We start from the raw sequence: 22,234 nt of genomic DNA, 5'->3' as shown, positions 1-22,234 counted from the left end.
AACGACACAGATCCATGTGGGAGCCAGCCTGCTGGCGATGGGGCCCTGACAGTCAGCAAAAAATCAGAATTGATTTGGCCATTCCACCACCGGCATCGTCCGCTTCATCAGCAACTGGCCCCCGCGAACCGAATACAGCGGCAAGCCCTGACTGCGAATCACCTCATAGTCACTGTCCGCCGATAGCACCAGCAAGTTCGCCGGCCGTCCCGCTTCCAGGCCATAACGCTCGCCCAGGTTCATTGCCTTGGCGCTGTTGTCCGTCACCAGGTCGAGCGCGCTTTGCAGGTTGCGGTAACCGAGCATGTGGCAGATGTGCAGGCCCGCTTCAAGCACCCTGAGGATGTTGCCGTTGCCCAGCGGATACCACGGGTCAACGATCGAGTCCTGACCAAAACACACGTTCATCCCCGCTTCGAGCAGCTCGTTGACCCGAGTTACGCCACGGCGTTTCGGGAAGGTGTCGAAACGCCCTTGCAGGTGAATGCTTTCAGTGGGGCAGGAGACAAAACTGATCCCGGAATGCCCGAGCAAGCGAAACAGTTTGGCGCAATAGGCGTTGTCATAAGAGCCCATCGCCGTGGTGTGGCTGGCGGTGACCCGCGAGCCCATGTCGCGGCTGCGCGCCTCTTCGGCCAGCACTTCAAGGAAGCGTGAATGCGGGTCGTCGGTTTCGTCGCAGTGCACATCCACCAGGCAACCGGTGCGCTCGGCCAGGTCCATCAGGAACTTCACTGAACTCACACCCTGATCACGGGTGTACTCGAAGTGCGGAATGCCGCCGACCACATCGGCGCCCATGCGGATCGCTTCTTCCATCAGCTCGCGGCCATTGCGGTATGACTCAATGCCTTCCTGCGGAAACGCGACGATTTGCAGGTCGATCAGGTGACGGCTTTCCTCGCGCACCTCTAGCATGGCCTTGAGGGCGGTGAGCTGCGGGTCGGTGACGTCGACGTGGGTGCGCACATGCTGGATGCCGTGGGCGGCGAGGGTCTGGATGGTCTTCTTGGCGCGGGTCTTGGTGTCTTCCTCGGTGATCGTGACCTTGCGCTCGCCCCAGCACTCGATGCCTTCGAACAGCGTGCCACTCATGTTCCAGCGGGGCTCTCCGGCGGTCAGGGTGGCGTCGAGGTGAATGTGCGGCTCGACAAAGGGCGGTACCACCAGGTTGCCGCCGGCATCCAGATCGTCGGGGCCCAGGGACGGGGCTTCGGTTTGTCGGGCGATGCTACGGATCAGGCCGTTTTCCAGGTGCAACTCATGTAGGCCTTCTTGGTTGCGCAGACGGGCGTTGATGATGTGCATCAGGCGAATCCTTTTATAAATCTTGCTGGGGTGCACGGACGGTTCGAGCACCGAGCACGGCGGTCAATAACATATACGTTAGCGCGGCAGCGGCAATCCCTACCAACGGCGCGACCCACGGCGAACTGAATGCGGCCACGGTGCCGACGGCATAGGCGGTCAACCCCGCCCAGTTGAACGCCGGCAACCGTGCGTCGGCCAATTTTGGATAATGACCGCGATAGCGAAAGAAAAAGTCGGCCATGATCACGCCACCAATCGGCGGAATCACCGTGCCCAGCAGAATCAGGTACGGCACCAGCATGTCGTACATGCCCAGCAGTGCCAGTACCGTGCCGATGAGCGCGCCGCCCAAGGTCACGGTTTTGCGGCGGCCGGTGCGCAGCAGGTTGCAACCGGCGACGGCGAAGTTGTAGATGGTGTTGTCCTGGGTGCTCCAGATGTTGATCAGCAACATCGCCATCGCGGCCATGGCGAAACCCTGCAACATCAGCACCTCGACCACGTCCGGTTGTTGGTAGACGATGGCCCCGTAGGCGCCGATCACCACCATCAGACCGTTGCCGAAGAAGAAGCCGATCAGGCTCGCCAGCACTGCAACCTTTGCCGAGCGCGAGAAGCGCGTCCAGTTGGTGGCCTGGGTCGCACCGCTGACAAACGTGCCGAACACCAGGGTCACGGCGGTCGACCAATCCATCGTTTCCGTCGGCACTACGGCGAGCAAGCCATTGAGCCCACCGACCTTTACCGTCGCCACCCACATCGACAGCGTCAGCAGCACCATCATTGCCGGAACAGCGATATAAGAGAGAATTTCCAGCCCGCGATAACCGACATAAGCGGTCGCACAAAAGATCATCCCGAACAGCACCATCAGCCCGAGGACCGTGCCCTCGCTCAACTCGAAATACTTGCCCAACACCACGGCGGCAGTGGCGGTGCCCCAGGCGTACCAGCCGATTTGGGTAAAACCGAGGATCAGGTCGCTGAGCTTGCTGCCCACTTCACCGAAACAGAAACGGCCCATCAGCACCGAGTTGAGCCCGCTCATGAACGCAATAAACCCCAATGCTGCGGCGTAGATCCCCAGCAACAGATTGCCGACGATAATCACCGCCATCATCTCGGCGAAGTCGAACGCCACACCAAGCTTGCCACCGGCAAACATGGTGGCAGTGAAGAAGGTGAAACCCAGCAGCACCATGGCCGTTGAGCGAAGCCCCTTACGGGCATGCATCGGCACTTCGCTGAGGGGGTAGTCGTTGCCCGGGTCGTTCTGCGTCATATGGCGTTCCTTACGAATGGGGGAAGACGCGGTAGAGAGTGCAGTGGTCGTGCCAAGGGTTGGGTTGTGTTTATTTATAGTCGAACGCCAGTATTTGGCCGGGAATGTGGCCCGAAAACACATACCCCTTGTGGGAGCGAGCCGGCTCGCTCCCACAAGGGGATTGGGGTGTTCAAGGGGAAATGTGTAGGAGCAAGAATTTCAGCAACGCGGCAACAATCGCTTCCGGTGCATCTTCCTGAACCAGATGCCCGGCATTGGGCACCGGATGAAACTGCGAGCCTGGTATCAGCTGATGCAGCGCCCGTCCGCGTTCCATGGGGATCCACTGATCGTCCTCGCCCCACAGAATCTGCACCGGGCACCGAATGGTCGGGTACAAACCTTCAGCCTCGCGGGTATAGCGCTCGTCCATCTGCGCAATTTGCCGGTAGAACGCCGCTTGTCCCGGTTCCCCCAGCCACGGCTGCACGTACGGAGCGAGTTCTTCATCGGGAATGTCGCGTTTGATCGCCCCGCGAATGTAGGCCGGCACGATGGCTCGCTGGATGTAATCCGGCACGCCACTGAACGCGGCTTGATGCTGGCGCACATGCTGCACGAACGGTGAACCCCAAGGCGTCAGCGCCACCGGGTCGATCAATGTCAGGCTGCGGTAATCCTTGCCGTTCAGCAGGTGAGTGCGCAGCGCGGTGGCGCCACCGAAATCGTGGGCCACCACATCGGGCCGCTCGATGGCCCAGTGATCGAGCAAATGCGCCAGCAACTCGTTCTGCACACCCAACGAAACGTCGCCGTCGATTTTCTCCGATTGGCCATAGCCCAGCAGGTCGAAATAATGCACCCGGTGCGTGGCAATGAAGTGCGGGACGATGCGGTGCCACACATAAGAAGAGAAGGGCGTGCCATGCACGAACACCAGCGGCGGGCCGTCGCCGTGCACGGCGTAGTTAATGCGGTGCCCGTTGAAGCGGTATTGGCGGTCCAGCAGCCAGTCAGCCATTTGCGTGTCCTCTTGGCGGGGAGACGAGGCAAAAAGCATAGGCATAAAAAAGCCACCGCTGAGGGTGGCTTGATCATTCACTGACGAAATACATACCCAATGTGGGAGCGGCGGTGCGACGATTCGACTTGCTCGCACCGCCGCTCCCACAAGGGGATTTGTGTTGGGTTCTAGAGCGGGTTACTCGCCGTGATAGATGCAGCCGCTGGTGCACGTCTCGTGGATACGGATCGCGCTGAGTTCCGGCAGCAGGGGCTTCAATTCATTCCAGATGAATTTGGCCAGCACTTCACTGGTCGGGTTTTCCAGTCCGGGAATGTCGTTCAGGTAGTTGTGGTCCAGACGCTCGTAAAGCGGCTTGAAGATCGCCTTGATTTCCGAGAAGTCGCGGATCCAGCCGGTGTGTGGATCGAGGTCGCCGCTCAAGTGGATCGCCACTTTGAACGAGTGCCCGTGCAGGCGGCCGCACTTGTGGCCTTCCGGTACGTGGGGYAKGCGGTGGGCGGATTCGAACGTAAACTCTTTGAAAATTTCCACAGGTGATTTCAGCTCTGTCAGGTGGCGATCGCCACGGCGATGCGGGCAGGTGGCGAGTTTACCAGAGCTGCGGGCGAAACACTGACTAAAGGGTCAGCAAGCGCTCGCTGAGGCGACCATTGGCGACCAGTTCGAGGAACTCGTCACCGAGGCGACGGCTTTCATCCATGGCGGCGCGCCAGTATTTCTGCCGGGCCGGCGCGTCCCCCATGAAACGTTTGAAATCGTTACGGTCCGGCAGTTTGCCGTAGGGCAAGCGCGCCAGATACTCCTTCGACGGCGCCAGCAGCAGAACGTCCTGCAAGCGCGCGGGGCAGGCGCGGCGCCATGGCAAAGTCTTGTCGAACCAGCCGGGAATCACCCGGTCGGTGAAGTGCGGATACAGCACGATGTCGTTGCCGCTGTAGGGCAGGTCGAGGTGGTAGTCGAGCAAACCGCCATCGCGGAACGTGCCCGCACCCGCACCGGGCAAATCGCGCACGCCTTCCATCACCATCGGGATCGAACCCGACGCCAGCAGCGCCTGGCGCAGGTTGCCGGTGTTGAGCGCGACGAAGCGCGAGGGGAAATCGTTCAGCGCATTGACCGGCGGCGCCAGGCGCGGGTCGTGGATGATCAGCCGTTCGAAATGCCGCGACAGCCGTGCGCGCCCGCGCAGGTTGTCGGCGATCACTGACCCCAGCGCCAGCCCGAGGCGGCCGCGATGGTCGTGCGCCAACGGGCCGTGGCTTTTGACCACCATGATGTTCAGTCGGTAATGCGCGTTGCTCAGGATCGACGCATCGCGCCCGTCCAGCAATTCATCGAGCATGCGCTGCGAACTCTGGCTGATCTGCGCCATGGTCACACCCTTGGCGAAGTCCTGCTGGGTGTACAAATGACCGAGGCGCCGAATGCCTTCGGCGGCGTCCGGCAGACAGGCACTGGCGAAGCGCCAGGAACCGACCGAGGCGCCAATCAGTGAACGCTCGCGCGGTGCAGCCGGCAGCCATTCGCCAAACAACGCCAGGTCCAGACCTTGAATCCCCAGTGCTTTCGGCCCGCCGGCGGCACCCGGCAGCGTGCCGACGTCGGTGGCGCTCAGGCCGTCTTTACGGATACGCGCGAAGGCACGCCGGCCGGCCTTGAGGGTCAGGGAAGGGAATTTGATGTGGATAGCGGTCATACCGGTCTCGTAGTTGGGCAAGCGGGGAATTATAAGCAGTTCAGGCAACACCACAAATCCACACTGTGGGAGTGAGCCTGCTCGCGATTGCGGTCTGATATTCAACATTGATCGTGTCTGATACACCGCTATCGCGAGCAGGCTCACTCCCACAGGGTTTTGTGGTGAGGCTGCTAAATCGCGGTTTCGTCTCCAATGATGGCAATTCAGTTTCAATTAAGTTCTGCTCGCTAAGGTGCCTCCCGTAAGCAAGCAAAAAACGGAGACACCCATGAAAACCCTGACTGCCCTGTCCTGCGCCTCGATCATCGCCGTGACCTCCAACCTCGCCCACGCTCGCGACCTCGGTCCCGATGAAGCCCTCAGGCTGCGTGACGCTGGTACCATTGTGTCTTTCGAGAAACTCAACGCCAGTGCGCTGGCCAAACACCCCGGTTCGACGGTGACCCAGACCGAGCTGGAAGAAGAGTACGGCAAGTACATCTATCAGGTTGAGCTGCGCGACCCACAGGGCATCGAGTGGGACGTGGAATTAGACGCTGTCAGCGGTCAGGTTCTCAAGGATCATCAGGATACGTAATGAAGGTGCGTTCATATTCACGCATGGCGCTAGTACTTCTGGCGTTTTGCTCAGCGGTCCTGGCCCGCGACCTGGATCAAGACGAAGCCCTGCGCCTGCGTCAGCAAGGGGTGATCCTGCCGCTGGAGCAATTGCTGCAACAGGCGCTGGATCGCTATCCCGGCGCAAAGTTGCTGGAAGCMGAGCTTGAAGAAAAGCACGACGTCTACATTTATGAAGTCGAGCTGTTGACCCCCGAAGGTGTGGTCCGTGAACTGGACATTGAGGCCGCGACCGGCCGTTTACTGAAAGACAAGGAAGATTGACTGATGCGACTGCTGCTGGTGGAAGACCACGTGCCGCTGGCCGACGAACTGATGGCCGGCCTCAACCGGCAGGGTTACGCCGTGGATTGGCTGGCCGACGGTCGCGACGCGGTGTATCAGGGCAGCAGCGAACCGTATGACCTGATCATCCTCGACCTCGGCCTGCCCGGTTTGCCGGGACTTGAAGTGTTGGCGCAGTGGCGCGCCGGAGGCCTGATGACGCCGGTGCTGATCCTCACCGCGCGCGGTTCCTGGGCCGAGCGCATCGAAGGCCTCAAGGCCGGTGCCGACGATTACCTGACCAAGCCATTTCATCCGGAAGAATTGCACTTGCGGGTTCAGGCGCTGCTGCGTCGCTCCCACGGCCAGGCCAATCAACCGACACTCAAGGCTGCCGGGCTGCACCTGGACGAAGGTCGTCAATGCGTGACCCGCGACGGCGCCGACATCCAGCTCACCGCCGCCGAATTTCGCCTGCTGCGCTATTTCATGCTGCACCCCGAACAGATCCTCTCCAAAAGCCACCTCGCCGAACACCTTTACGACGGTGAAACCGAGCGTGACTCCAACGTGCTCGAAGTTCACGTCAACCACCTGCGCCGCAAACTCGGACGCAGTGTGATCGAAACCCGTCGCGGTCAGGGTTACCTGTTCGGTGGGGCCGCTCAGTGAGGTCGATCCAGCGCCGCTTGAGCCTGGGACTGATCAGCGTCATGGTCGTCGTCGGCCTGGTGCTGGCGCAAACCAGCTTGTGGTTGTTCGAAATGGGCTTGCAGCGTTACCTCGAAGCCGGTTTGCGCAACGACAGCGAAAACCTGCTGGTGGCACTGGTGCGCGGGCCGCAAGGGTTGCAGCTGGAGGAGCGGCACCTGGCGCCGGCTTACCAGCGACCGTTTTCCGGGCACTATTTTCGCATCGACTTCGACGATCACCATTGGCGTTCCCGTTCGCTGTGGGACCAGGAACTGCCCAAGCTTGAGCATCCAGGCCTGCACAGCAACCTGCAACTGGGGCCGGAAGGCCAGCAATTGCTGGTGTTGCGTTCAGACTATCGACGCCTCGGCCAGTCGATTTCCATCAGCGTCGCGCAGGATTACACCCCAGTGCGCGAGAGCTTCAAACGCATGCAGCAAGTGGGGCTGGGGCTGGGGCTGGCCGGGCTGTTGCTGATTTTGCTGCTGCAACGCCTCACCGTGCGCAGCGCCTTGCGTCCGCTGGAGAAGGCCCGCGAGCAGATCGCCCAGTTGCAGCAAGGCCAACGTTCGCAACTGGATGATCAGGTGCCGATTGAGCTAGAGCCGCTGGTGGCGCAGATCAACCATTTACTCGCGCACACCGAAGACAGCCTCAAGCGTTCGCGCAACGCCTTGGGCAACCTCGGTCACGCCTTGAAAACCCCGCTGGCGGTGTTGTTGAGCCTGGCGTCCAGCGAAAAGCTCGACGCTCACCCGGAGCTGCGCAAGGTGATTCAGGCGCAGCTGGAGCAGGTTCAGCAGCGGCTCAATCGCGAACTGAACCGCGCCCGATTGTCCGGTGATGCGTTGCCTGGGGCGTTGTTTGATTGTGATGAAGAACTGCCGGGGTTGTTGGCGACGTTGAACATGATTCATGGCCAGCACCTGGCGCTCAGCTACCGCGCACCGCCCGGTTTGCAGTTGCCGTGGGACCGCGAGGACTTGCTTGAACTGCTTGGCAACCTGCTGGACAACGCCTGTAAATGGGCGGATGCCGAGGTTCGCTTGAGCGTGGTCGAGACGGTGGACGGGTTTGATTTGAGCGTTGAAGACGATGGCCCGGGGATTCCCGAAGACCAGCGGGCTCAGGTGTTCAGCCGCGGAACGCGCCTGGATGAACAGACGGATGGACACGGCTTGGGACTGGGGATTGTGCGCGACATCGTCGACAACTGGGGTGGGCTGTTGCGGTTGGAGGAAAGCGAATGGGGTGGATTGAAGGTGGTCATCGAGTTACCTCGTCGATGATCGTTCCCACGCTCCGCGTGGGAATGCCGCCTGGGACGCTCCGCGTTCCGCTTCAGGATGTGACGCAGAGCGTCACGGGATGCATTCCCACGCGGAGCGTGGGAACGATCAGTGTGTCGGGTCAGACGCGGAATTGATCCATCAAGCTCTGCTGCTGATTCGCCAGGCTGTTCAGCGACTGGCTCACCCGCGCTGATTCATTCGCCTGCCCCGACAACGACTCGGTGACGTCGCGAATCGTCGCGACGTTGTTGTTGATCTCTTCAGCCACCGCACTCTGTTCTTCCGCCGCTGAGGCAATCTGCAAGTTCATGTCACTGATCACCGTCACCGCATCGCCGATCTGGCGCAGCGCGGTCACGGCTTGGCTGACCTGCTCGACACTGCCCTGAGCCTGGCGATGGCTGTTGTTCATCGAACCGACCACGTCCTGGGTGCCGCTCTGCAATTGCTCGATCACCAGGCGGGTTTCTTCCACCGACTCCTGCGTGCGGCGCGCGAGGTTGCGCACTTCATCGGCGACCACGGCAAAACCGCGTCCGGCCTCACCGGCACGGGCCGCTTCGATGGCGGCGTTGAGTGCCAGCAGGTTGGTCTGTTCGGCAATCGCGCGGATCACTTCCAGTACCGAACCGATTTTCTCGCTGTTCGCCGCCAGCCCTTCGACTTGCACCATGGCCGCGCTCATGTCGGCGGCGAGGTTGTCGATGCTGGTGGTGGTTTGGTCGATCACGGTCAACCCTCGACGCGTCGCCTGATCGGCATCCTTGGCCGCGTGAGCCGCTTGTGCGGCACTGCGGGCGACGTCCTGGGCGGTGGCGCTCATTTCGTGGGACGCGGTGGCGACCTGATCGACCTGCCGATATTGCTGCTCCATGCCGGCGCTGGTCTGCGTGGCGATGGCGGACGACTGGTCGGCAGTGTTGCGTGCGTCCTGCACCGAGCGTTTGACCTCGGCGATGATCGGTTGCAGCTTGTCGAGGAAACGGTTGAACCAGCCAGCCAACTGGCCCAGTTCGTCCTTTTTGTCATAGGCCAGGCGCCGGGTCAGGTCGCCTTCGCCGCTGGCGATGTCTTCGAGCATGTGCGCCACGCCGAGGATCGGTCTGGTCACGCTGCGGGCCATCAGCCATACCAGCATCAGGCCGATCAATGCGGCCAGCCCGCCGAGGCCGAGCTGGATCAACATGTCGGTCCGATTGCTGTCATCGAGTTGTTTTTTCAGCGTGTCAGCCCGGCTGACCAGGACGTTCTGCGGCACGTCGAGCAGCACACCCCAGGATTTTCCCCCGGGAATCGGCTGGAACGGTGACAACACCTTCAACTGGTGATCGTTGTGCAGGCTTGCAGTGTTGCTGCTGCTGGCGAGCATACGGATCAGCTCGGCACCGGTTGTCTTGTCCACGGCGTCCAGGCGCTGGCTGAGTTTGCTGGCGTCGGCGCTGTAGCCAGCCAGCAGACCGACCGGGCTGAGGATGCTGACATGGGTCTGGCCGTCATAGAGCTTTTTGCTCGCGCCCTGACTCATCGCTTGCAGGCTGTTGAGGTTGAGGTCCACCGACAGCGAGGCGATCACTTTGCCCTCGACCATCAACGGGAACACGATGCTGGTCATCAGCACGTTCTGGCCATCGATCACGTAGAAGTACGGTTCGATCACGCACGGCTTGAGCGAAGTGCGCGGGCAGGTGAACCAGGCGTTGGCCGGTTCGCCGCTCGGGCCGGTGCGGGTGTCGGCCATGTCACTTTCCGGCAGCGCCATGGACGTGACCTTGCCCGGTGTCGCCTGCGACCAGTACAGGGCGAAACGGCCCTTGTCGTTGCTGCCCAGTTCCGCTTGGCCGCTGAACAATTCGTCCTTGCCGTCCAGCGCATTGGCTTCGAACACCAGCGACAGGCCGAGCAGATCCGGGTTGGCTTGCAGCGCCGACTTGACCTGGCGGGTCAGGTCTTCACGCAGGTCGAAAGCATCCAGAAAGCGCTTTTCCGCCTGCTCGCGCAGGAACAACACCTGGCGCGAAAAGCCATGGCCGTACTGAAAGGCGTCCATGAACTGCTGACGAATCAGCAGCGCCTGGTTTTCGCCTTGGGATTCAATCCGCGCCTGGGCGGCTTCGGTAAGCATCTCCATGCTTGAGGCTTTCACCATCGCGGAGCTGTGCTCCATGCGGTACAGCGAAAGACCGACCAGCAGGGTCACGATGCCAGCCAGGCAAAGCCCGGCCAGCAGGGTGATTTTCCATTGAATGGAAAGTTGTCTGAGTGACATGGAGACGTCCTTTATTCGATAAATATCTGAGACTTTGCACTGTAACGGCCGTGATTCGGCTTTCTTTATCCCGGTTGGCAAATATCGAAACTGCGATTGGGTGTGGTGAAAGGAGCGATTATTGTGGCGAGGGTGCTTGCCCCCGTTGGGTCGCGAAGCGGCCCTCTATATTTCCCCAGACAACCACATCGGCAGATTTTACGACTGCTACGCAGTCGAACGGGGGCAAGCCCCCCTCGCCACAGGGCTCCGCAATTCGTTACATATCGCCAGTCCCGGGCGCTTTGACAGCGCGCCCACTCTGCGGCACAGTGCGCGCCCTCTAATAAAACCTATTCTCTACTCCGCTGGCAGCGCTTCAGTCTGCCGGCTGAGCTCATTTCGCGTGCCTAGAGGTAACGATGATTAATGCTGTAATTGCTGCGGTCGGCATCATGCTGATCCTCAGTCTGTCCCGCGTGCACGTCGTGATCGCGCTGATTGTCGGTGCGCTGGTGGGTGGCCTGACCGGCGGCCTGGGCATTGACGCCACGCTTAAAGCCTTCAACAGCGGGCTCGGCGGCGGGGCGACAGTGGCGTTGTCCTATGCTTTGCTCGGCGCGTTCGCGGTGGCAATTGCCAAGTCCGGCATGGCCCATGCCCTGGCGGACAAGGCGTTGGCGATGGTCGACCGCCAACACGCCAGCGGTGGCGGTCAGGTCAAGTGGCTGTTGATCGGTTTGCTTGGGGTGGTGGCCATTGCGTCACAGAACATTCTGCCGATACATATCGCGTTCATCCCGTTGCTGGTGCCGCCGCTTTTATACGTGCTGACCAAGCTGCAACTGGATCGCCGGTTGATTGCCTGCGTGATGACGTTCGGTCTGATTACCCCGTACATGTTCCTGCCGGTGGGATTCGGCAACATCTTCCTCAACGAGATTCTGCTGGCCAACGTCGCACGCAGCGGCGTGGACATCACCGGCATCAACGTCACCCATGCCATGGGCATCCCGGCGCTGGGCATGGTGTTCGGCCTGGCGGTGGCGTTTTTCAGCTACCGCAAGAAACGCGTCTACGACCTGGAAAAAATCGAGCAAGTCGAACAGGTCGCGGTGCAGTACAACCCGCTGAGCCTGATGGTGGCGGGCGTGGCCATCGTGGCGGCCTTCGTGATTCAGTTGCTGCTGGACTCGATGATCATCGGCGCGTTGGTCGGGTTCCTGATTTTCTCGGTGTCGGGCATCGTGAAATGGCGTGAAACCGACGACCTGTTCACCGAAGGCATGAAGATGATGGCGATGATCGGCTTCATCATGATCGCCGCGTCCGGGTTTGCCGAAGTGATGAAAGCCACCGGTCAGGTACAGACGCTGGTGGAGTCCTCGGCCTCGTGGATCAATCACAGCAAAGGCATCGGCGCATTGTTGATGTTGCTGGTGGGCTTGCTAGTGACCATGGGCATTGGATCGTCATTCTCCACCGTGCCGATCCTGGCGGCGATTTTCGTGCCGCTGTGCGTGCAGTTGGGGTTCAGTCCGCTGGCCATCGTGTGCATCGTCGGCACGGCCGGCGCCTTGGGTGACGCCGGTTCGCCAGCCTCCGACTCCACCCTGGGCCCGACCTCGGGTTTGAACATCGACGGCCAGCACCACCACATCTGGGACACCGTGGTCCCGACCTTCCTGCACTACAACCTGCCGCTGCTGGCGTTTGGTTGGGTGGCGGCGATGATTCTGTAACCCGGTTCTCACTGATCACAGTGGATTAAAACTGTGGGAGCGAGACCGGCTTGCCGGCGATAGCGGAGTGTCAGCCAGCATCACTGTTGGATGTACCGCCCTCACCGTCGGAACGCCGCCCGGAGCCGGCTCGCTCCCACAGGGGGAATCTCACACAGAGATAACCTGCCGCTACGGCCTGTCCCAGTACGGCACCGTGCCAAAGCATTCGACAAAGAAATCAATCACCGTACGCACCTTCACCGACAATCGTCGGCTGCCCGGCCACAGCACGGCAATCTGCTGCGGCTCAAGGCTGTTCGATACCTGAAAATCGCCAAGCACCGGCACCAGCGTGCCCTCGCGTACCGCCTCGCCAATCAACCATGACGGAAACATCACCAGCCCCAAACCTTGTTCGGCGGCTTGAACCAGGGTGTCAGCGTGATTGCCGGTGATTGGCCCTTTGACCGGGTAGGGCGTCCAGTCCTGCTGATCCTTGCGGAAAAACCAGCGTTGCTGGCCGGTCGCGCCTTTGTAGGCCAGGCATTGATGCGCCGCCAGGTCTTCAGGACGTTGCGGCGTGCCGTGGCGTTTGAGGTAGGCCGGGCTGGCGGCGACTTGAAACCGGTGCGGTGCGAGGATTCGCGCCTGCATGCTGGAGTCGTGCAGCGGCCCGATGCGAAACAGCAGGTCGGCGCCTTCTTGCAGTGGGTCGATGTAGTGGTCGGTTTGCTGGATATCCAGCTGCAGCTTGGGATAACGCTCGCACAATTGCCCCAACCACGGCGTCAAATGCCGTTGGCCGAACACCACCGGGGCGTTGATCCGCACCAGTCCGCCGGGTTCGCTTTGCTGTTCCTGCAAGGCTTGCTCGGCTTCCTCCAGTTGCACCAGCACCAGTCGCGCATGATGACCGAGCATGCGCCCGGCTTCGGTGGGAGTGACGGCGCGGGTGTGGCGGTAGAGCAATTGCTGGCTCAGGGCCTGTTCCATTAGCTGGATTTGCCGGGAAATCGAAGAGGGCGCCAGACCTTCGCGCCGTGCCACTTCGGAAAAACTGCCGTGGTCGAGCACGGCGACAAACAGTCGAAGTGCCTTGAATCCGAGCTCATTGAGGCCGTGCATGATGTGTCCTGCTGTGCGAGTGGCGCAAAAGTGTTGTCAGGATGCTCCCATTTATCGCAAAGCATCGCCACCGGATAATGCTGGCCATTGTTCCTACAGGCAGGTTTCTTTAATGCAAGCGTCTTCAATCGACACCGCGGCCACCCCCGCGACCAAACCAGGGCTGCGGCTGTTGCTTCTACCGCTGGTCATCCTGGCCGGCATGGGCCTTTCCGTGGAGGCCGGTCTGCTTGGGCCGCTCGGCGTTCAAGTCGGGCATTTGTGGGCGACGTTGAGCATCTTCGGGGTCGGCTCGGCGATTCTGTTTTTGTTGCTGTTGTTCAGCGGCCCGCAACAAGGCCCGGCATTGAACACGTTGCCGCGCTGGCAGTTGATCGGCGGCTTTCTCGGGCCGATTTATGTGGTGGTGCTGACCCTGGCCACGCCGCATATAGGCATTGCGATGACCATGATCGCGATCCTCTGTGGGCAGGTCGGCAAAAGCGTGCTCATCGACCACTTCGGCTGGTTCGGCGCCAGCCGCAAAAAGGTCAACGGTGAACGTTGGCTGGCGTTACTGCTGATTGTCGCGGCACTTGTTCTGATCGCTCGGGGTTGAAAATGAATCTGATTATTTTGTTGGCTGTGATCGTCGCGGCCGGTGCGGTGTTAAGTGTGCAGGCGGCGATCAACGGTCGTCTGGGTGAAACAGTCGGCGTGTTGCGCAGCAGTTTGCTGACCTTCGTGGTGGGGGCGGTGGTCACCGGGCTGCTGATCCTGTTTTTCGAACCAGCACAGGCCATTAGCTTGCTGGACGTGCCGAAATGGCAACTCAGTGGCGCGTTGTTCGGCGTGGTGTACATGATCGTCATGGTCGGCGCGGTGCCAAGGGTGGGGACGGCGGTGGCGACTGTGGCCGTGATCGTCGGGCAACTGGGCATGGGCATGCTGATAGACAATTTCGGCTGGCTGGGCAACCCGGCCATCGACTTGTCGAACAACCGGATCGTGGCGATGGTGTGCCTTGGGTTGGCGTTGGTGTTCATGTATCGCAGCAGCACCCGGCAGGCCTGAAACAAACTCCTACACTGGTAAGACGGGCCGCGTTTGCGGCACCCCGACGACCACACAAATGGAGTCCGAATCATGATCAGCAGTGACGATATCTGCGATTGCCCCAAATGCTCTTGCAAACTGGGCGAGCATCCCATCGCGCGCCACGGCAAACACTATTGCTGCGAAGCCTGCGCCAAGCACCATGAACACGGCGAAGAATGCTCCAGCAAGGGTTGCAAGTGCGCTGATGCCAAGTAGTGCATCGCGACCAAATGAAGCCTGATCGGGCACGCACTTTGTAGCAGCAGGCTTCGCCAGCTGCTACGGATTGTGTCGTTTATTAACTCGCCGGCCGCCACTTAACATTTTCGACGCCGAACTTTTCCGCCATCGGTTTGCTGGTCTTTTGCACCTTCTCTCGGCCGAACCGGGGAATCCTCCCCACGCCTGCATCGCAGCTCGCCCAATGCCAGGCTTCCGCGTTGTCCATCTTCTCCAGACGGATGATGAATGACTTGGGGGCGCCATGAAGGGTGTATTCAATGACGAAAAGTTTTGCACTGTTCATAAAGCCCGTATTCCTCCCTGTGGTAATAGAGGGATCGTTGGGGTAGCGGAAAATTCACTCTGATTTTCAGGCGGTCGCGGCCAGTGGCGACAAGGCGTTCGGCTGGTTACCATGCAAGTCCTGAAAACCTCAATGATTGCTGCCCCATGGCCCTTGCCGCGCCTCCTGATCTGAGCGACACCGATGTGCCCGTGCAACCGCTGGCGCGCACCTATCCGCGCGGGCTGTTTATCGAGCCCCACGAGCATGTCTGGGGCCAGTTGCTGTATGCGATGAGCGGGGTGATGTGGGTCGAAACGCCCCATGAGGCGCTGGTGGTGCCGCCGCAACGGGCGGTATGGCTGCCGCCGGGAGTGCCGCACGGTATTCGCGTGGTCTCGGACTTGCAGATGCGCAACATTTACCTGCGGCCATCATTGGCGGCAACGCTGGATAAGACTGTTCAAGTGATCGAGGTCGGCGGTCTGCTGCGAGAGCTGATCGTCGGGCTGGTGGAGCAGGGCGAGGAGGGAGCGCCCGAGTATTACGAAGCGCTGGTCGGCCTGGCGCTGCTGGAGCTTAGACGAGCCAGGCGCTCTCTGTTGAAAATCCCCCTGCCGGATGATTCCGACCGACGCCTGATGAACCTCTGTCAGGCGGTCATGGCCGCGCCTTCACTGGACATTCCCTTCGAGCAACACGCAGAAAACGCCGGTGCCAGCGTGCGCACCCTGGCGCGGTTGTTCAAGGACGGTCTGGGCATGGGCTTCGCCGAGTGGCGGAGACAGGTGCAGCTGGCGACGGCGGTGGCCGAGCTGATTCAGGGCGTGCCGGTCAGCGCGATCGCCCGCGAGCTGGGTTATACGCCGAGCAGCTTCAGTGACATGTTTCGTCGTGAACTGGGCGTCGCGCCCTCGCAATTTTCCAGCCACAACCACACCCTGTAGCTGGCGAAGCCCCCTCGCCACAGCTCGCGCCTATAGGGCTTCGCCAGTCCGGTATTGTCGCTTTGGCCGAAAAGCAGAAGCACTTGGCCGATGCCCGGCGCGACCTCCCTCTAGACTCTGGGCCTACCTCAATTGCCCACGGAGTCCGCCATGAGCTACCTCATTTCGCTGGTCATTGGTCTGGGCGTCGGTTTGCTCTACGGCGCGCTGGATTTTCGTTCCCCCGCACCACCGGCCATCGCGCTGGTCGGGCTGCTCGGCATGCTGGCAGGCGAACAGTTGTGGCCGATGGGCCGGCAACTGGTGGCTGGCTGGACCTCCTGAACCGTTTTATTTATTCAGTGGAAACGCTCATGAAAGCATTGCAGTTCGACAAAACCGGCGACCTCTCGTCCTTGCGCTACGTTGACGTACCCACCCCTGTTGCTGGTGCCGATGAAGTGCTGGTGCAGATCAAGGCCGCAGGGCTCAACCCCAGCGATGTGAAGAACGTGCTGGGACGTTTTCCCTACACCACGTTGCCACGCATCCCCGGCCGGGATTTTGCCGGTGTCGTGGTTGAAGGCCCGCAGGCGTTGCTCGGCCAGGAAGTCTGGGGCACCGGGCGTGAGTTGGGTTTTTTTGCCGACGGCTCCCACGCGCAATTCGTCAAACTGCCGGCCAACGGAGTGGCGCTTAAACCGACCCATCTGAGCTTTGCCCAGGCCGCCAGCCTCGGCGTGCCCTACACCACGGCGTGGGATGCGTTGGAGCGCAGCCTGGTGACGGCGCAAACGCGACTGTTGGTGATCGGCGGCGGGGCGGTGGGCAGTGCAGCGTTGGCGCTGGCCAAGGTGCGCGGTGCCCAAGTGTTGGCAGCGGCGCGGCGACCGGAGCAGGTCAAACAATTGCGGGCTCAGGGTTATCAGACGTTGCAGCTGGATACGCCTGAGGAGTTGGGCGCCCAGGTAAGCGAGGTGTATGCCGGCGGCGCTGACGTGATCTTCGACACCACCGGGTTCTGGCTGCCGGCCTCGGTCCCGGCACTGGCGACGTTCGGCCGCATCGCCATCATCGCCGCGCCGGTGGACGGTATGGTGCAACTGCCGGCGCTGGCGCTGTATCGCAAGGGTGGCTCGGTGGTGGGGATCAATTCGTTGCTGTACGGGGTTCAGGCGTGCGCAGCGATGCTCGATCAGTTTGGCCGGTTCTTCGATCAGGGGTTGTTGCCATTACCCGAGGGCTTGCTTGAGTCGCCATTGGCGGAAGGTCTGGAGCGCTACTCGGACGTGAATCAGGGCAGCGGTGACAAGGTGATTTTGTTGCCATAGCTGACGGGAGCCAGCCTGCTGGCGATGAGGCCTTCACAGTCGCCATCAATGTGGTCTGCTAGAATCGGCCGCATTGATCCCATAAGGTGCCTCCCATGAGCGAGCCGATTCGTCTGACCCAATACAGCCACGGCGCCGGATGTGGCTGCAAGATATCCCCTCAGGTGCTGGAGGTGATTCTTGCCGGTAGCGGGGCGCAGAACCTGGACCCGAAACTCTGGGTCGGCAACGCCTCGCGCGATGACGCGGCGGTGTACGCCATTGATGACGAACGCGGCGTGGTCTCCACCACTGACTTCTTCATGCCCATCGTCGACGACCCGTTCGATTTCGGTCGCATCGCCGCCACCAATGCCATCAGCGACATCTACGCCATGGGCGGCGATCCGCTGATGGCAATTGCGATCCTCGGCTGGCCGGTCAATGTGCTGGCGCCGGAAGTTGCCCGGGAAGTGATTCGCGGCGGGCGCTCGGTCTGCGATGAAGCCGGGATTCCACTCGCCGGTGGTCACTCCATCGATGCGCCTGAGCCGATCTTCGGCCTCGCCGTGACCGGGCTGGTGGAAAAGCGCCATATGAAGCGCAACGACACGGCCACGGCCGGTTGCCTGCTCTATCTGACCAAGCCGCTGGGCATCGGCATCCTTACCACCGCAGAGAAAAAGGGCAAGTTGCGCACTGCCGACATTGGCCTGGCCCGCGACTGGATGTGCACCCTGAACAAACCCGGCAGCCGTTTTGGCAAGCTCGACGGCGTGACCGCGATGACCGACGTCACCGGGTTCGGCCTGCTGGGGCATCTGGTGGAAATGGCCGACGGCAGCCAGTTGACTGCCCGCATCGAATACAACCGCGTGCCGCGCCTGCCGGGTGTCGAGTACTACCTGGACCAAGGCTGCGTGCCAGGCGGGACGCTGCGCAACTTCGACAGCTACGCCAGCAAACTGGGACGGCTTCAGGAGCTGCACAAACGCGTGCTGTGCGATCCACAGACCAGCGGTGGCCTGTTGATAGCGGTCACGCCCGAGGGCAATGAACAGTTCCTCGCGGTGGCGGCTGAACTGGGCCTGAGCCTGGAACCCATCGGTGAACTGGTTGAGCGACAGACACACGCGGTTGAGGTGTTTTGATGTCCATCGACTTCACCGATTACCGCGACATTTTTCTCCACGACCGGCCGATGATGGATGCCCGCGCGCCAGTGGAATTCAGCAAGGGCTCATTCCCCTGCGTGGTCAACCTGCCGCTGATGAATGACAGCGAGCGCCAGCGCATCGGCACCTGTTACAAGCAGCAAGGTCAGCAGGCGGCCATTACATTGGGGCATCAACTGGTGTCCGGCGAGATCAAGGCGGAGCGCATCCAGGCCTGGGCTGATTTTGCCCGGGCGCACCCCGAGGGCTATTTGTATTGTTTCCGCGGCGGTTTGCGTTCGCAGATCGTCCAGCAGTGGCTCAAGGACGAGGCCGGCATTGACTATCCCCGGGTCGGTGGCGGCTACAAGGCCATGCGCACATTTTTGCTCGACACGCTCGATCAGGCGGTTGCCCAGTGCGATTTCGTGTTGCTCGGCGGCATGACCGGCACCGGCAAGACCGAAGTGCTCACGCAGTTGAACAACGGACTCGACCTTGAAGGCCACGCCAATCATCGCGGCTCCAGCTTTGGAAAACGTGCGACCGGGCAACCGTCCAACATCGATTTCGAGAACCGTCTGGCGGTGGATGTCCTGAAAAAACGCGCCCACGGCATCGAGCAGTTTGTGCTGGAAGACGAGAGCCGGGCGGTCGGCAGTTGCGCCTTGCCGTTGCCGCTGTTTCAGGGCATGCAGCAGTTTCCGATGGTCTGGCTGGAAGACAGCCTTGAAGGGCGCGTCGAGCGGATTCTGCGCGATTACGTGGTGGACTTGTGTGCCGAGTTCATTGGGGTGCATGGCGATGAAGGATTTGCGCGGTTTTCCGAGCGCTTGCTGGAAAGCCTTAACAACGTGCAGAAACGTCTGGGCGGTGAACGCCATCGGCGGATGCTGACTTTGATGGAAGAAGCCTTGGCAGAGCAGGGGCGAAGCGGTGCGGTGGACCTGCACCGGGGCTGGATCGAAGGGCTGCTTCGCGAGTACTACGACCCGATGTATGCGTTTCAGCGGGAGAAGAAAGGGGCGCGGATTGAGTTTGCCGGGGAGCAGGCGGCTGTCCTTGAATACCTGCGGGCGCGGGTGAGTCAGTAACAGTTAGGCCGTTTTTGCCGGCCCCATCGCGAGCAGGCTCCCACATTAGATCCTCAGTAAACACAGATTTTGTGTACGACCGAGATTAACTGTGGGAGCGAGCCTGCTCGCGATAGGGCCCTTGCAGGCGCTACAAATCTTAAAGCAAAGCAGCCCCGCCCCCTCAGGTCGGACAAGTCTGCGACCCGTTATCCAGCCCTTGCTTGTAACTGTGACTATCGAGGCTGGCCTTGCCGTTGTGCCAGGTCAGGGTCAGCACATACACCGAATCGTAGTCACTGGACGCCCAGTCCTCGGTGATGTTCTGTTGCTTGCCGACGGCTTCTGCAGCGACCTTGTTGATCAACTCTGGCAGGTAGCCGTGGGACCAGGCGGTGTAGATGATGGAGTTGTGATACTTGTTGTTGAGCAATTCGTCTGCCAGGTCGCTGGTGTCGTTGGCCGAGTATTTGATGTTCACCGGCAAACCGAGCTTGATCGCACTGGGGCTGATGGTCATCAGTGGACGGATGTAGCTGTAGGAATTGTCCAGTTCGCCTTCCTCGATATTGCGCGTCGGGTTGGCAGCAAACACGTAGTTGGCCTTGCCGAATTTTTCCGGCAACAAGGTGGCCAGGTCGATGGCGCGGTTGAGGCCCTGGCAATTGAGCTGACCCAGACCACCGGCGGGTTTCTCTGCGTGACGCAGGAACACCAGGGTTTGGGTGCCGTCCGCCGGTTGGGCGCGGCTTTCGCTGGACTCCAGCGACAAAAACAATGCGCTCGTCACCAGCACCGCTGGCAGAAATACATACGCACGTTGTTTGAAGCGTTTAGCGAAATTTGAAAGGTTCATCATGTGAATAAGTGATCTTCCAGCGCATTCAGTTAAGGCTGACAAACCTTTACACCACAAGCTTCCAGCTTCGGGTGTTTTCCATGTCTATGAGCGGTCCGTGTCCGAAAGGGCATGGCTCAGAGTCCTCTGAAGCCTATTTGGTTCGATTCCGCCGGGGGCGGCACTGTATCGACAAGCTTGAACGGGTTGCAGCAAAGGTTATCGACAGAATGTTGCGAAATTATGGACAGGGTACGCGCTAGAGGGGCTGGCGAAGGCTGAGTTCCGTTGATCGTGATCATCAGCGGTTTCGATAACGCCGAAAAATCGCAACCGGTGGACGGTGATCCTGGATTATGCTCAAGCCTTTCTTTTGGCGATGGATGCTCCCGATGACCGATCTGTCTACGTTCCCGATCACTCAAAAATGGCCGGCTCAGTACCCCGACTGGATCCAGCTTTACTCCTTGCCGACCCCCAATGGCGTCAAGGTGTCGATCATGCTCGAAGAGATCGGGCTGCCCTACGAACCGCACCGGGTAGGCTTCGACACCCAAGACCAGATGTCCCCCGAATTTCTGTCGCTGAACCCCAACAACAAAATCCCGGCGATCCTCGACCCCCACGGTCCCGACGACAAACCCCTGCCGTTGTTCGAGTCCGGGGCGATTCTGATTTACCTCGCCGACAAGAGCGGGCAACTGCTGGCTCAGGAAACGGCAGCGCGGTACGAGACGATTCAATGGCTGATGTTTCAAATGGGCGGCATCGGGCCGATGTTCGGCCAGCTCGGTTTCTTCAACAAATTTGCCGGCAAGGACTACGAAGACAAACGGCCCCGCGACCGTTACGTCGATGAAAGTAAACGTTTGCTAAAGGTTTTGGATGGACGCCTTGAAGGGCGCGACTGGATCATGGGCGAGCGCTACACCATCGCCGACATCGCGACGTTCCCGTGGGTGCGCAACTTGATCGGCTTCTATGAGGCTGGCGATCTGGTGGGCATCAAGGACTTCAAGAACGTCACGCGGGTACTGGAGCGTTTCCTGGCGCGGCCGGCGGTGATGCGCGGGCTGGAAATTCCCAAGTAGATCCTTTTGACTTCATCAAGACCAAGGCAGGCAATGAGCTCATTCGATTTCAAACAAGTAGATGTTTTCAGCCGCGTCGCCCTCAAGGGCAATCCATTGGCGGTGGTGTTCGGCGCGGATGAACTCAGTGACGAACGCATGGCCGCGTTCGCCACCTGGACCAACCTCAGTGAAACCACGTTTGTACTGGAACCGCGCGATCCGCGCGCCGACTACCGCGTGCGGATCTTCACCACCCTGAACGAATTGCCCTTCGCCGGCCATCCGACATTGGGCACCTGCCATGCTTGGCTTGAGGCGGGTGGTGTGCCCAAGGGCGAGGAGATCATTCAGGAGTGCGGTGTCGGGCTGGTGCGCGTCCGCCGACAAGGCGGGGAATTGGCGTTTCTCGCGCCACCTTTGATCAACGCAGGGCCGGTGGACGCCGATCTGGTGGAGCGCGTGCGACGCGGGCTTGGGCTGGAGGTGGGCGCTATCGTCAGGGCGCAGTGGGTGGATAACGGTGCTGGCTGGTTGGCGGTCATGGTCGAGGATCGCCAGCTGGTGCTGGATTTGCAACCGGATCATTCACAGATGCTTGGCCTGGCGGTCGGCGTAATCGCGCCGTGGAATCCCGAGCGTGATGGCGATGACGCGCAGTTCGAAGTACGGGCTTTCATCTCCGGTGACGGCATGCCGGAGGACCCGGCCACCGGCAGTTTGAACGCCGGGATTGCGCAATGGTTGCTCGCAGAGGGGCTGGCGCCAGCGTCCTATGTGGTCAGCCAGGGCCTGACGATGGGGCGGGCGGGGCGCATTCAGGTGGATCAAGTGGGCGATGAAATCTGGATTGGCGGTGCGGTGGTGACGTGTATCAGCGGCACCCTGACGCTATAACCCGCCCTGTAGATACCGTCTTGAACTTCACCGGGCAATCGCGTTTTGTCAGAAATATCCCAGACGCAGCCTCGCGCTGCTCGGCAGCTGCTACGGGGAGGGTGGTGAGTCAGAACTGGTTG

At 60.7% G+C, this 22,234-nt stretch carries 24 protein-coding genes and 1 pseudogene; 15 read left to right on the top strand and 10 right to left on the bottom strand.

The window, feature by feature from the left end; translation table 11 throughout:
• Positions 1 to 63: 63 nt before the first annotated feature.
• The 5 genes from codA to AC1DRJ_RS04555 form a co-directional block, all read right to left on the bottom strand.
• Positions 64 to 1,308, bottom strand: coding sequence for a cytosine deaminase (codA, locus tag AC1DRJ_RS04575; RefSeq protein WP_477801044.1), 1,245 nt, complete (start codon positions 1,306 to 1,308; stop codon positions 64 to 66).
• Between the two features lie 13 nt (positions 1,309 to 1,321).
• On the bottom strand, positions 1,322 to 2,593 hold the full coding sequence (gene codB / locus AC1DRJ_RS04570; protein ID WP_477801043.1) for a cytosine permease: 1,272 nt from the start codon (positions 2,591 to 2,593) through the stop codon (positions 1,322 to 1,324).
• A 172-nt stretch (positions 2,594 to 2,765) separates the two neighbouring features.
• Positions 2,766 to 3,596, bottom strand: coding sequence for an alpha/beta fold hydrolase (locus AC1DRJ_RS04565; protein WP_477801042.1), 831 nt, complete (start codon positions 3,594 to 3,596; stop codon positions 2,766 to 2,768).
• Positions 3,597 to 3,776: 180 nt separating this feature from the next.
• Positions 3,777 to 4,133, bottom strand: coding sequence for a 6-carboxytetrahydropterin synthase QueD (queD, locus tag AC1DRJ_RS04560; protein ID WP_477801041.1), 357 nt, complete (start codon positions 4,131 to 4,133; stop codon positions 3,777 to 3,779).
• An 85-nt stretch (positions 4,134 to 4,218) separates the two neighbouring features.
• Positions 4,219 to 5,298: a patatin-like phospholipase domain-containing protein gene (locus tag AC1DRJ_RS04555; RefSeq protein ID WP_477801040.1), complete on the bottom strand. Its 1,080-nt coding sequence runs from the start codon at positions 5,296 to 5,298 to the stop codon at positions 4,219 to 4,221.
• 271 nt (positions 5,299 to 5,569) lie between these two features.
• Here AC1DRJ_RS04555 and AC1DRJ_RS04550 point away from each other — a divergent pair, with 271 nt between their 5' ends.
• The 4 genes from AC1DRJ_RS04550 to AC1DRJ_RS04535 are packed head-to-tail and all read left to right on the top strand — an operon-like array spanning position 5,570 to position 8,165.
• The gene (locus tag AC1DRJ_RS04550) at positions 5,570 to 5,878 is read left to right on the top strand and encodes a PepSY domain-containing protein (protein WP_477801039.1); all 309 of its coding nucleotides are present in this window, start codon (positions 5,570 to 5,572) and stop codon (positions 5,876 to 5,878) included.
• Positions 5,878 to 6,183 carry a PepSY domain-containing protein gene (locus AC1DRJ_RS04545; RefSeq protein WP_477801038.1) on the top strand — a complete coding sequence of 102 codons (306 nt, stop codon included), beginning with the start codon at positions 5,878 to 5,880 and terminating at the stop codon, positions 6,181 to 6,183. Before AC1DRJ_RS04550 ends, AC1DRJ_RS04545 begins: the two co-directional genes overlap by 1 nt.
• 3 nt (positions 6,184 to 6,186) lie before the next feature.
• Entirely contained in the window at positions 6,187 to 6,855 is a 669-nt protein-coding gene (locus AC1DRJ_RS04540) for a response regulator transcription factor (RefSeq protein ID WP_477801037.1), read from the top strand.
• Positions 6,852 to 8,165: a sensor histidine kinase gene (locus AC1DRJ_RS04535; protein ID WP_477801036.1), complete on the top strand. Its 1,314-nt coding sequence runs from the start codon at positions 6,852 to 6,854 to the stop codon at positions 8,163 to 8,165. Before AC1DRJ_RS04540 ends, AC1DRJ_RS04535 begins: the two co-directional genes overlap by 4 nt.
• 121 nt (positions 8,166 to 8,286) lie before the next feature.
• On the opposite strand, the gene AC1DRJ_RS04530 is transcribed toward AC1DRJ_RS04535, so the two are convergent.
• Both AC1DRJ_RS04530 and AC1DRJ_RS04525 read right to left on the bottom strand, forming a co-directional pair.
• Positions 8,287 to 9,042 (bottom strand): methyl-accepting chemotaxis protein, encoded by a 756-nt coding sequence (locus tag AC1DRJ_RS04530; protein WP_411741858.1) that lies wholly within the window; start codon positions 9,040 to 9,042, stop codon positions 8,287 to 8,289.
• Between the two features lie 102 nt (positions 9,043 to 9,144).
• Positions 9,145 to 9,291, bottom strand: a pseudogene (locus AC1DRJ_RS04525) (HAMP domain-containing protein); the annotation flags it as partial.
• Between the two features lie 1,547 nt (positions 9,292 to 10,838).
• Here AC1DRJ_RS04525 and AC1DRJ_RS04520 point away from each other — a divergent pair.
• Positions 10,839 to 12,155 carry a Na+/H+ antiporter family protein gene (locus AC1DRJ_RS04520; protein WP_477801050.1) on the top strand — a complete coding sequence of 439 codons (1,317 nt, stop codon included), beginning with the start codon at positions 10,839 to 10,841 and terminating at the stop codon, positions 12,153 to 12,155.
• A 171-nt stretch (positions 12,156 to 12,326) separates the two neighbouring features.
• On the opposite strand, the gene AC1DRJ_RS04515 is transcribed toward AC1DRJ_RS04520, so the two are convergent.
• Positions 12,327 to 13,262, bottom strand: coding sequence for a LysR family transcriptional regulator (locus AC1DRJ_RS04515; protein WP_477801035.1), 936 nt, complete (start codon positions 13,260 to 13,262; stop codon positions 12,327 to 12,329).
• A 112-nt stretch (positions 13,263 to 13,374) separates the two neighbouring features.
• Between AC1DRJ_RS04515 and AC1DRJ_RS04510 the strand changes: the two genes are divergently transcribed.
• The 3 genes from AC1DRJ_RS04510 (at position 13,375) to AC1DRJ_RS04500 (ending at position 14,555) form a co-directional block, all read left to right on the top strand.
• Complete coding sequence (locus AC1DRJ_RS04510) at positions 13,375 to 13,860, top strand: DMT family transporter (protein ID WP_477801034.1); 486 nt, start codon at positions 13,375 to 13,377, stop codon at positions 13,858 to 13,860.
• A 2-nt stretch (positions 13,861 to 13,862) separates the two neighbouring features.
• Complete coding sequence (locus AC1DRJ_RS04505; RefSeq protein ID WP_477801033.1) at positions 13,863 to 14,315, top strand: DMT family transporter; 453 nt, start codon at positions 13,863 to 13,865, stop codon at positions 14,313 to 14,315.
• A 72-nt stretch (positions 14,316 to 14,387) separates the two neighbouring features.
• Positions 14,388 to 14,555: a metallothionein gene (locus tag AC1DRJ_RS04500; protein WP_477801032.1), complete on the top strand. Its 168-nt coding sequence runs from the start codon at positions 14,388 to 14,390 to the stop codon at positions 14,553 to 14,555.
• 82 nt (positions 14,556 to 14,637) lie between these two features.
• Here the strand turns inward: AC1DRJ_RS04500 and AC1DRJ_RS04495 are convergent, their stop codons facing one another.
• Positions 14,638 to 14,865: a DUF6555 family protein gene (locus AC1DRJ_RS04495; RefSeq protein WP_477801031.1), complete on the bottom strand. Its 228-nt coding sequence runs from the start codon at positions 14,863 to 14,865 to the stop codon at positions 14,638 to 14,640.
• Positions 14,866 to 15,011: 146 nt separating this feature from the next.
• Between AC1DRJ_RS04495 and AC1DRJ_RS04490 the strand changes: the two genes are divergently transcribed.
• The 5 genes from AC1DRJ_RS04490 (at position 15,012) to mnmH (ending at position 19,328) form a co-directional block, all read left to right on the top strand.
• Positions 15,012 to 15,791 (top strand): AraC family transcriptional regulator, encoded by a 780-nt coding sequence (locus AC1DRJ_RS04490; protein ID WP_477801030.1) that lies wholly within the window; start codon positions 15,012 to 15,014, stop codon positions 15,789 to 15,791.
• A 150-nt stretch (positions 15,792 to 15,941) separates the two neighbouring features.
• Positions 15,942 to 16,115 carry a DUF1427 family protein gene (locus AC1DRJ_RS04485; RefSeq protein WP_007945301.1) on the top strand — a complete coding sequence of 58 codons (174 nt, stop codon included), beginning with the start codon at positions 15,942 to 15,944 and terminating at the stop codon, positions 16,113 to 16,115.
• Positions 16,116 to 16,144: 29 nt separating this feature from the next.
• Entirely contained in the window at positions 16,145 to 17,101 is a 957-nt protein-coding gene (locus tag AC1DRJ_RS04480) for a quinone oxidoreductase family protein (RefSeq protein ID WP_477801029.1), read from the top strand.
• Between the two features lie 95 nt (positions 17,102 to 17,196).
• The gene (gene selD, locus AC1DRJ_RS04475; protein ID WP_477801028.1) at positions 17,197 to 18,231 is read left to right on the top strand and encodes a selenide, water dikinase SelD; all 1,035 of its coding nucleotides are present in this window, start codon (positions 17,197 to 17,199) and stop codon (positions 18,229 to 18,231) included.
• Entirely contained in the window at positions 18,231 to 19,328 is a 1,098-nt protein-coding gene (mnmH, locus tag AC1DRJ_RS04470; protein WP_477801027.1) for a tRNA 2-selenouridine(34) synthase MnmH, read from the top strand. Before selD ends, mnmH begins: the two co-directional genes overlap by 1 nt.
• A gap of 163 nt (positions 19,329 to 19,491) precedes the next feature.
• Here the strand turns inward: mnmH and AC1DRJ_RS04465 are convergent, their stop codons facing one another.
• Positions 19,492 to 20,166: a histidine phosphatase family protein gene (locus AC1DRJ_RS04465; RefSeq protein WP_477801026.1), complete on the bottom strand. Its 675-nt coding sequence runs from the start codon at positions 20,164 to 20,166 to the stop codon at positions 19,492 to 19,494.
• 371 nt (positions 20,167 to 20,537) lie between these two features.
• Here AC1DRJ_RS04465 and AC1DRJ_RS04460 point away from each other — a divergent pair, with 371 nt between their 5' ends.
• Positions 20,538 to 21,236, top strand: coding sequence for a glutathione binding-like protein (locus AC1DRJ_RS04460; RefSeq protein ID WP_477801025.1), 699 nt, complete (start codon positions 20,538 to 20,540; stop codon positions 21,234 to 21,236).
• A gap of 33 nt (positions 21,237 to 21,269) precedes the next feature.
• Positions 21,270 to 22,112: a PhzF family phenazine biosynthesis protein gene (locus AC1DRJ_RS04455; protein WP_477801024.1), complete on the top strand. Its 843-nt coding sequence runs from the start codon at positions 21,270 to 21,272 to the stop codon at positions 22,110 to 22,112.
• The last annotated feature ends 122 nt before the right edge of the window (positions 22,113 to 22,234 follow it).

The organism is Pseudomonas sp. P5_B2, from assembly GCF_056400445.1.
Note: the sequence above shows the minus strand (reverse complement) of the source record. Positions and strands in the feature narration are given on the sequence as shown.

Coding starts and splice junctions, on each gene's coding strand:
- codA (WP_477801044.1), bottom strand. CDS start 1,308: ATGCACATCATCAACGCCCGTCTGCGCAACCAAGAAGGCCTACATGAG.
- codB (WP_477801043.1), bottom strand. CDS start 2,593: ATGACGCAGAACGACCCGGGCAACGACTACCCCCTCAGCGAAGTGCCG.
- AC1DRJ_RS04565 (WP_477801042.1), bottom strand. CDS start 3,596: ATGGCTGACTGGCTGCTGGACCGCCAATACCGCTTCAACGGGCACCGC.
- AC1DRJ_RS04555 (WP_477801040.1), bottom strand. CDS start 5,298: ATGACCGCTATCCACATCAAATTCCCTTCCCTGACCCTCAAGGCCGGC.
- AC1DRJ_RS04550 (WP_477801039.1), top strand. CDS start 5,570: ATGAAAACCCTGACTGCCCTGTCCTGCGCCTCGATCATCGCCGTGACC.
- AC1DRJ_RS04540 (WP_477801037.1), top strand. CDS start 6,187: ATGCGACTGCTGCTGGTGGAAGACCACGTGCCGCTGGCCGACGAACTG.
- AC1DRJ_RS04530 (WP_411741858.1), bottom strand. CDS start 9,042: ATGGAGCAGCAATATCGGCAGGTCGATCAGGTCGCCACCGCGTCCCAC.
- AC1DRJ_RS04515 (WP_477801035.1), bottom strand. CDS start 13,262: ATGCACGGCCTCAATGAGCTCGGATTCAAGGCACTTCGACTGTTTGTC.
- AC1DRJ_RS04510 (WP_477801034.1), top strand. CDS start 13,375: ATGCAAGCGTCTTCAATCGACACCGCGGCCACCCCCGCGACCAAACCA.
- AC1DRJ_RS04505 (WP_477801033.1), top strand. CDS start 13,863: ATGAATCTGATTATTTTGTTGGCTGTGATCGTCGCGGCCGGTGCGGTG.
- AC1DRJ_RS04500 (WP_477801032.1), top strand. CDS start 14,388: ATGATCAGCAGTGACGATATCTGCGATTGCCCCAAATGCTCTTGCAAA.
- AC1DRJ_RS04495 (WP_477801031.1), bottom strand. CDS start 14,865: ATGAACAGTGCAAAACTTTTCGTCATTGAATACACCCTTCATGGCGCC.
- AC1DRJ_RS04490 (WP_477801030.1), top strand. CDS start 15,012: ATGGCCCTTGCCGCGCCTCCTGATCTGAGCGACACCGATGTGCCCGTG.
- AC1DRJ_RS04485 (WP_007945301.1), top strand. CDS start 15,942: ATGAGCTACCTCATTTCGCTGGTCATTGGTCTGGGCGTCGGTTTGCTC.
- AC1DRJ_RS04480 (WP_477801029.1), top strand. CDS start 16,145: ATGAAAGCATTGCAGTTCGACAAAACCGGCGACCTCTCGTCCTTGCGC.
- selD (WP_477801028.1), top strand. CDS start 17,197: ATGAGCGAGCCGATTCGTCTGACCCAATACAGCCACGGCGCCGGATGT.
- mnmH (WP_477801027.1), top strand. CDS start 18,231: ATGTCCATCGACTTCACCGATTACCGCGACATTTTTCTCCACGACCGG.
- AC1DRJ_RS04465 (WP_477801026.1), bottom strand. CDS start 20,166: ATGATGAACCTTTCAAATTTCGCTAAACGCTTCAAACAACGTGCGTAT.
- AC1DRJ_RS04460 (WP_477801025.1), top strand. CDS start 20,538: ATGACCGATCTGTCTACGTTCCCGATCACTCAAAAATGGCCGGCTCAG.
- AC1DRJ_RS04455 (WP_477801024.1), top strand. CDS start 21,270: ATGAGCTCATTCGATTTCAAACAAGTAGATGTTTTCAGCCGCGTCGCC.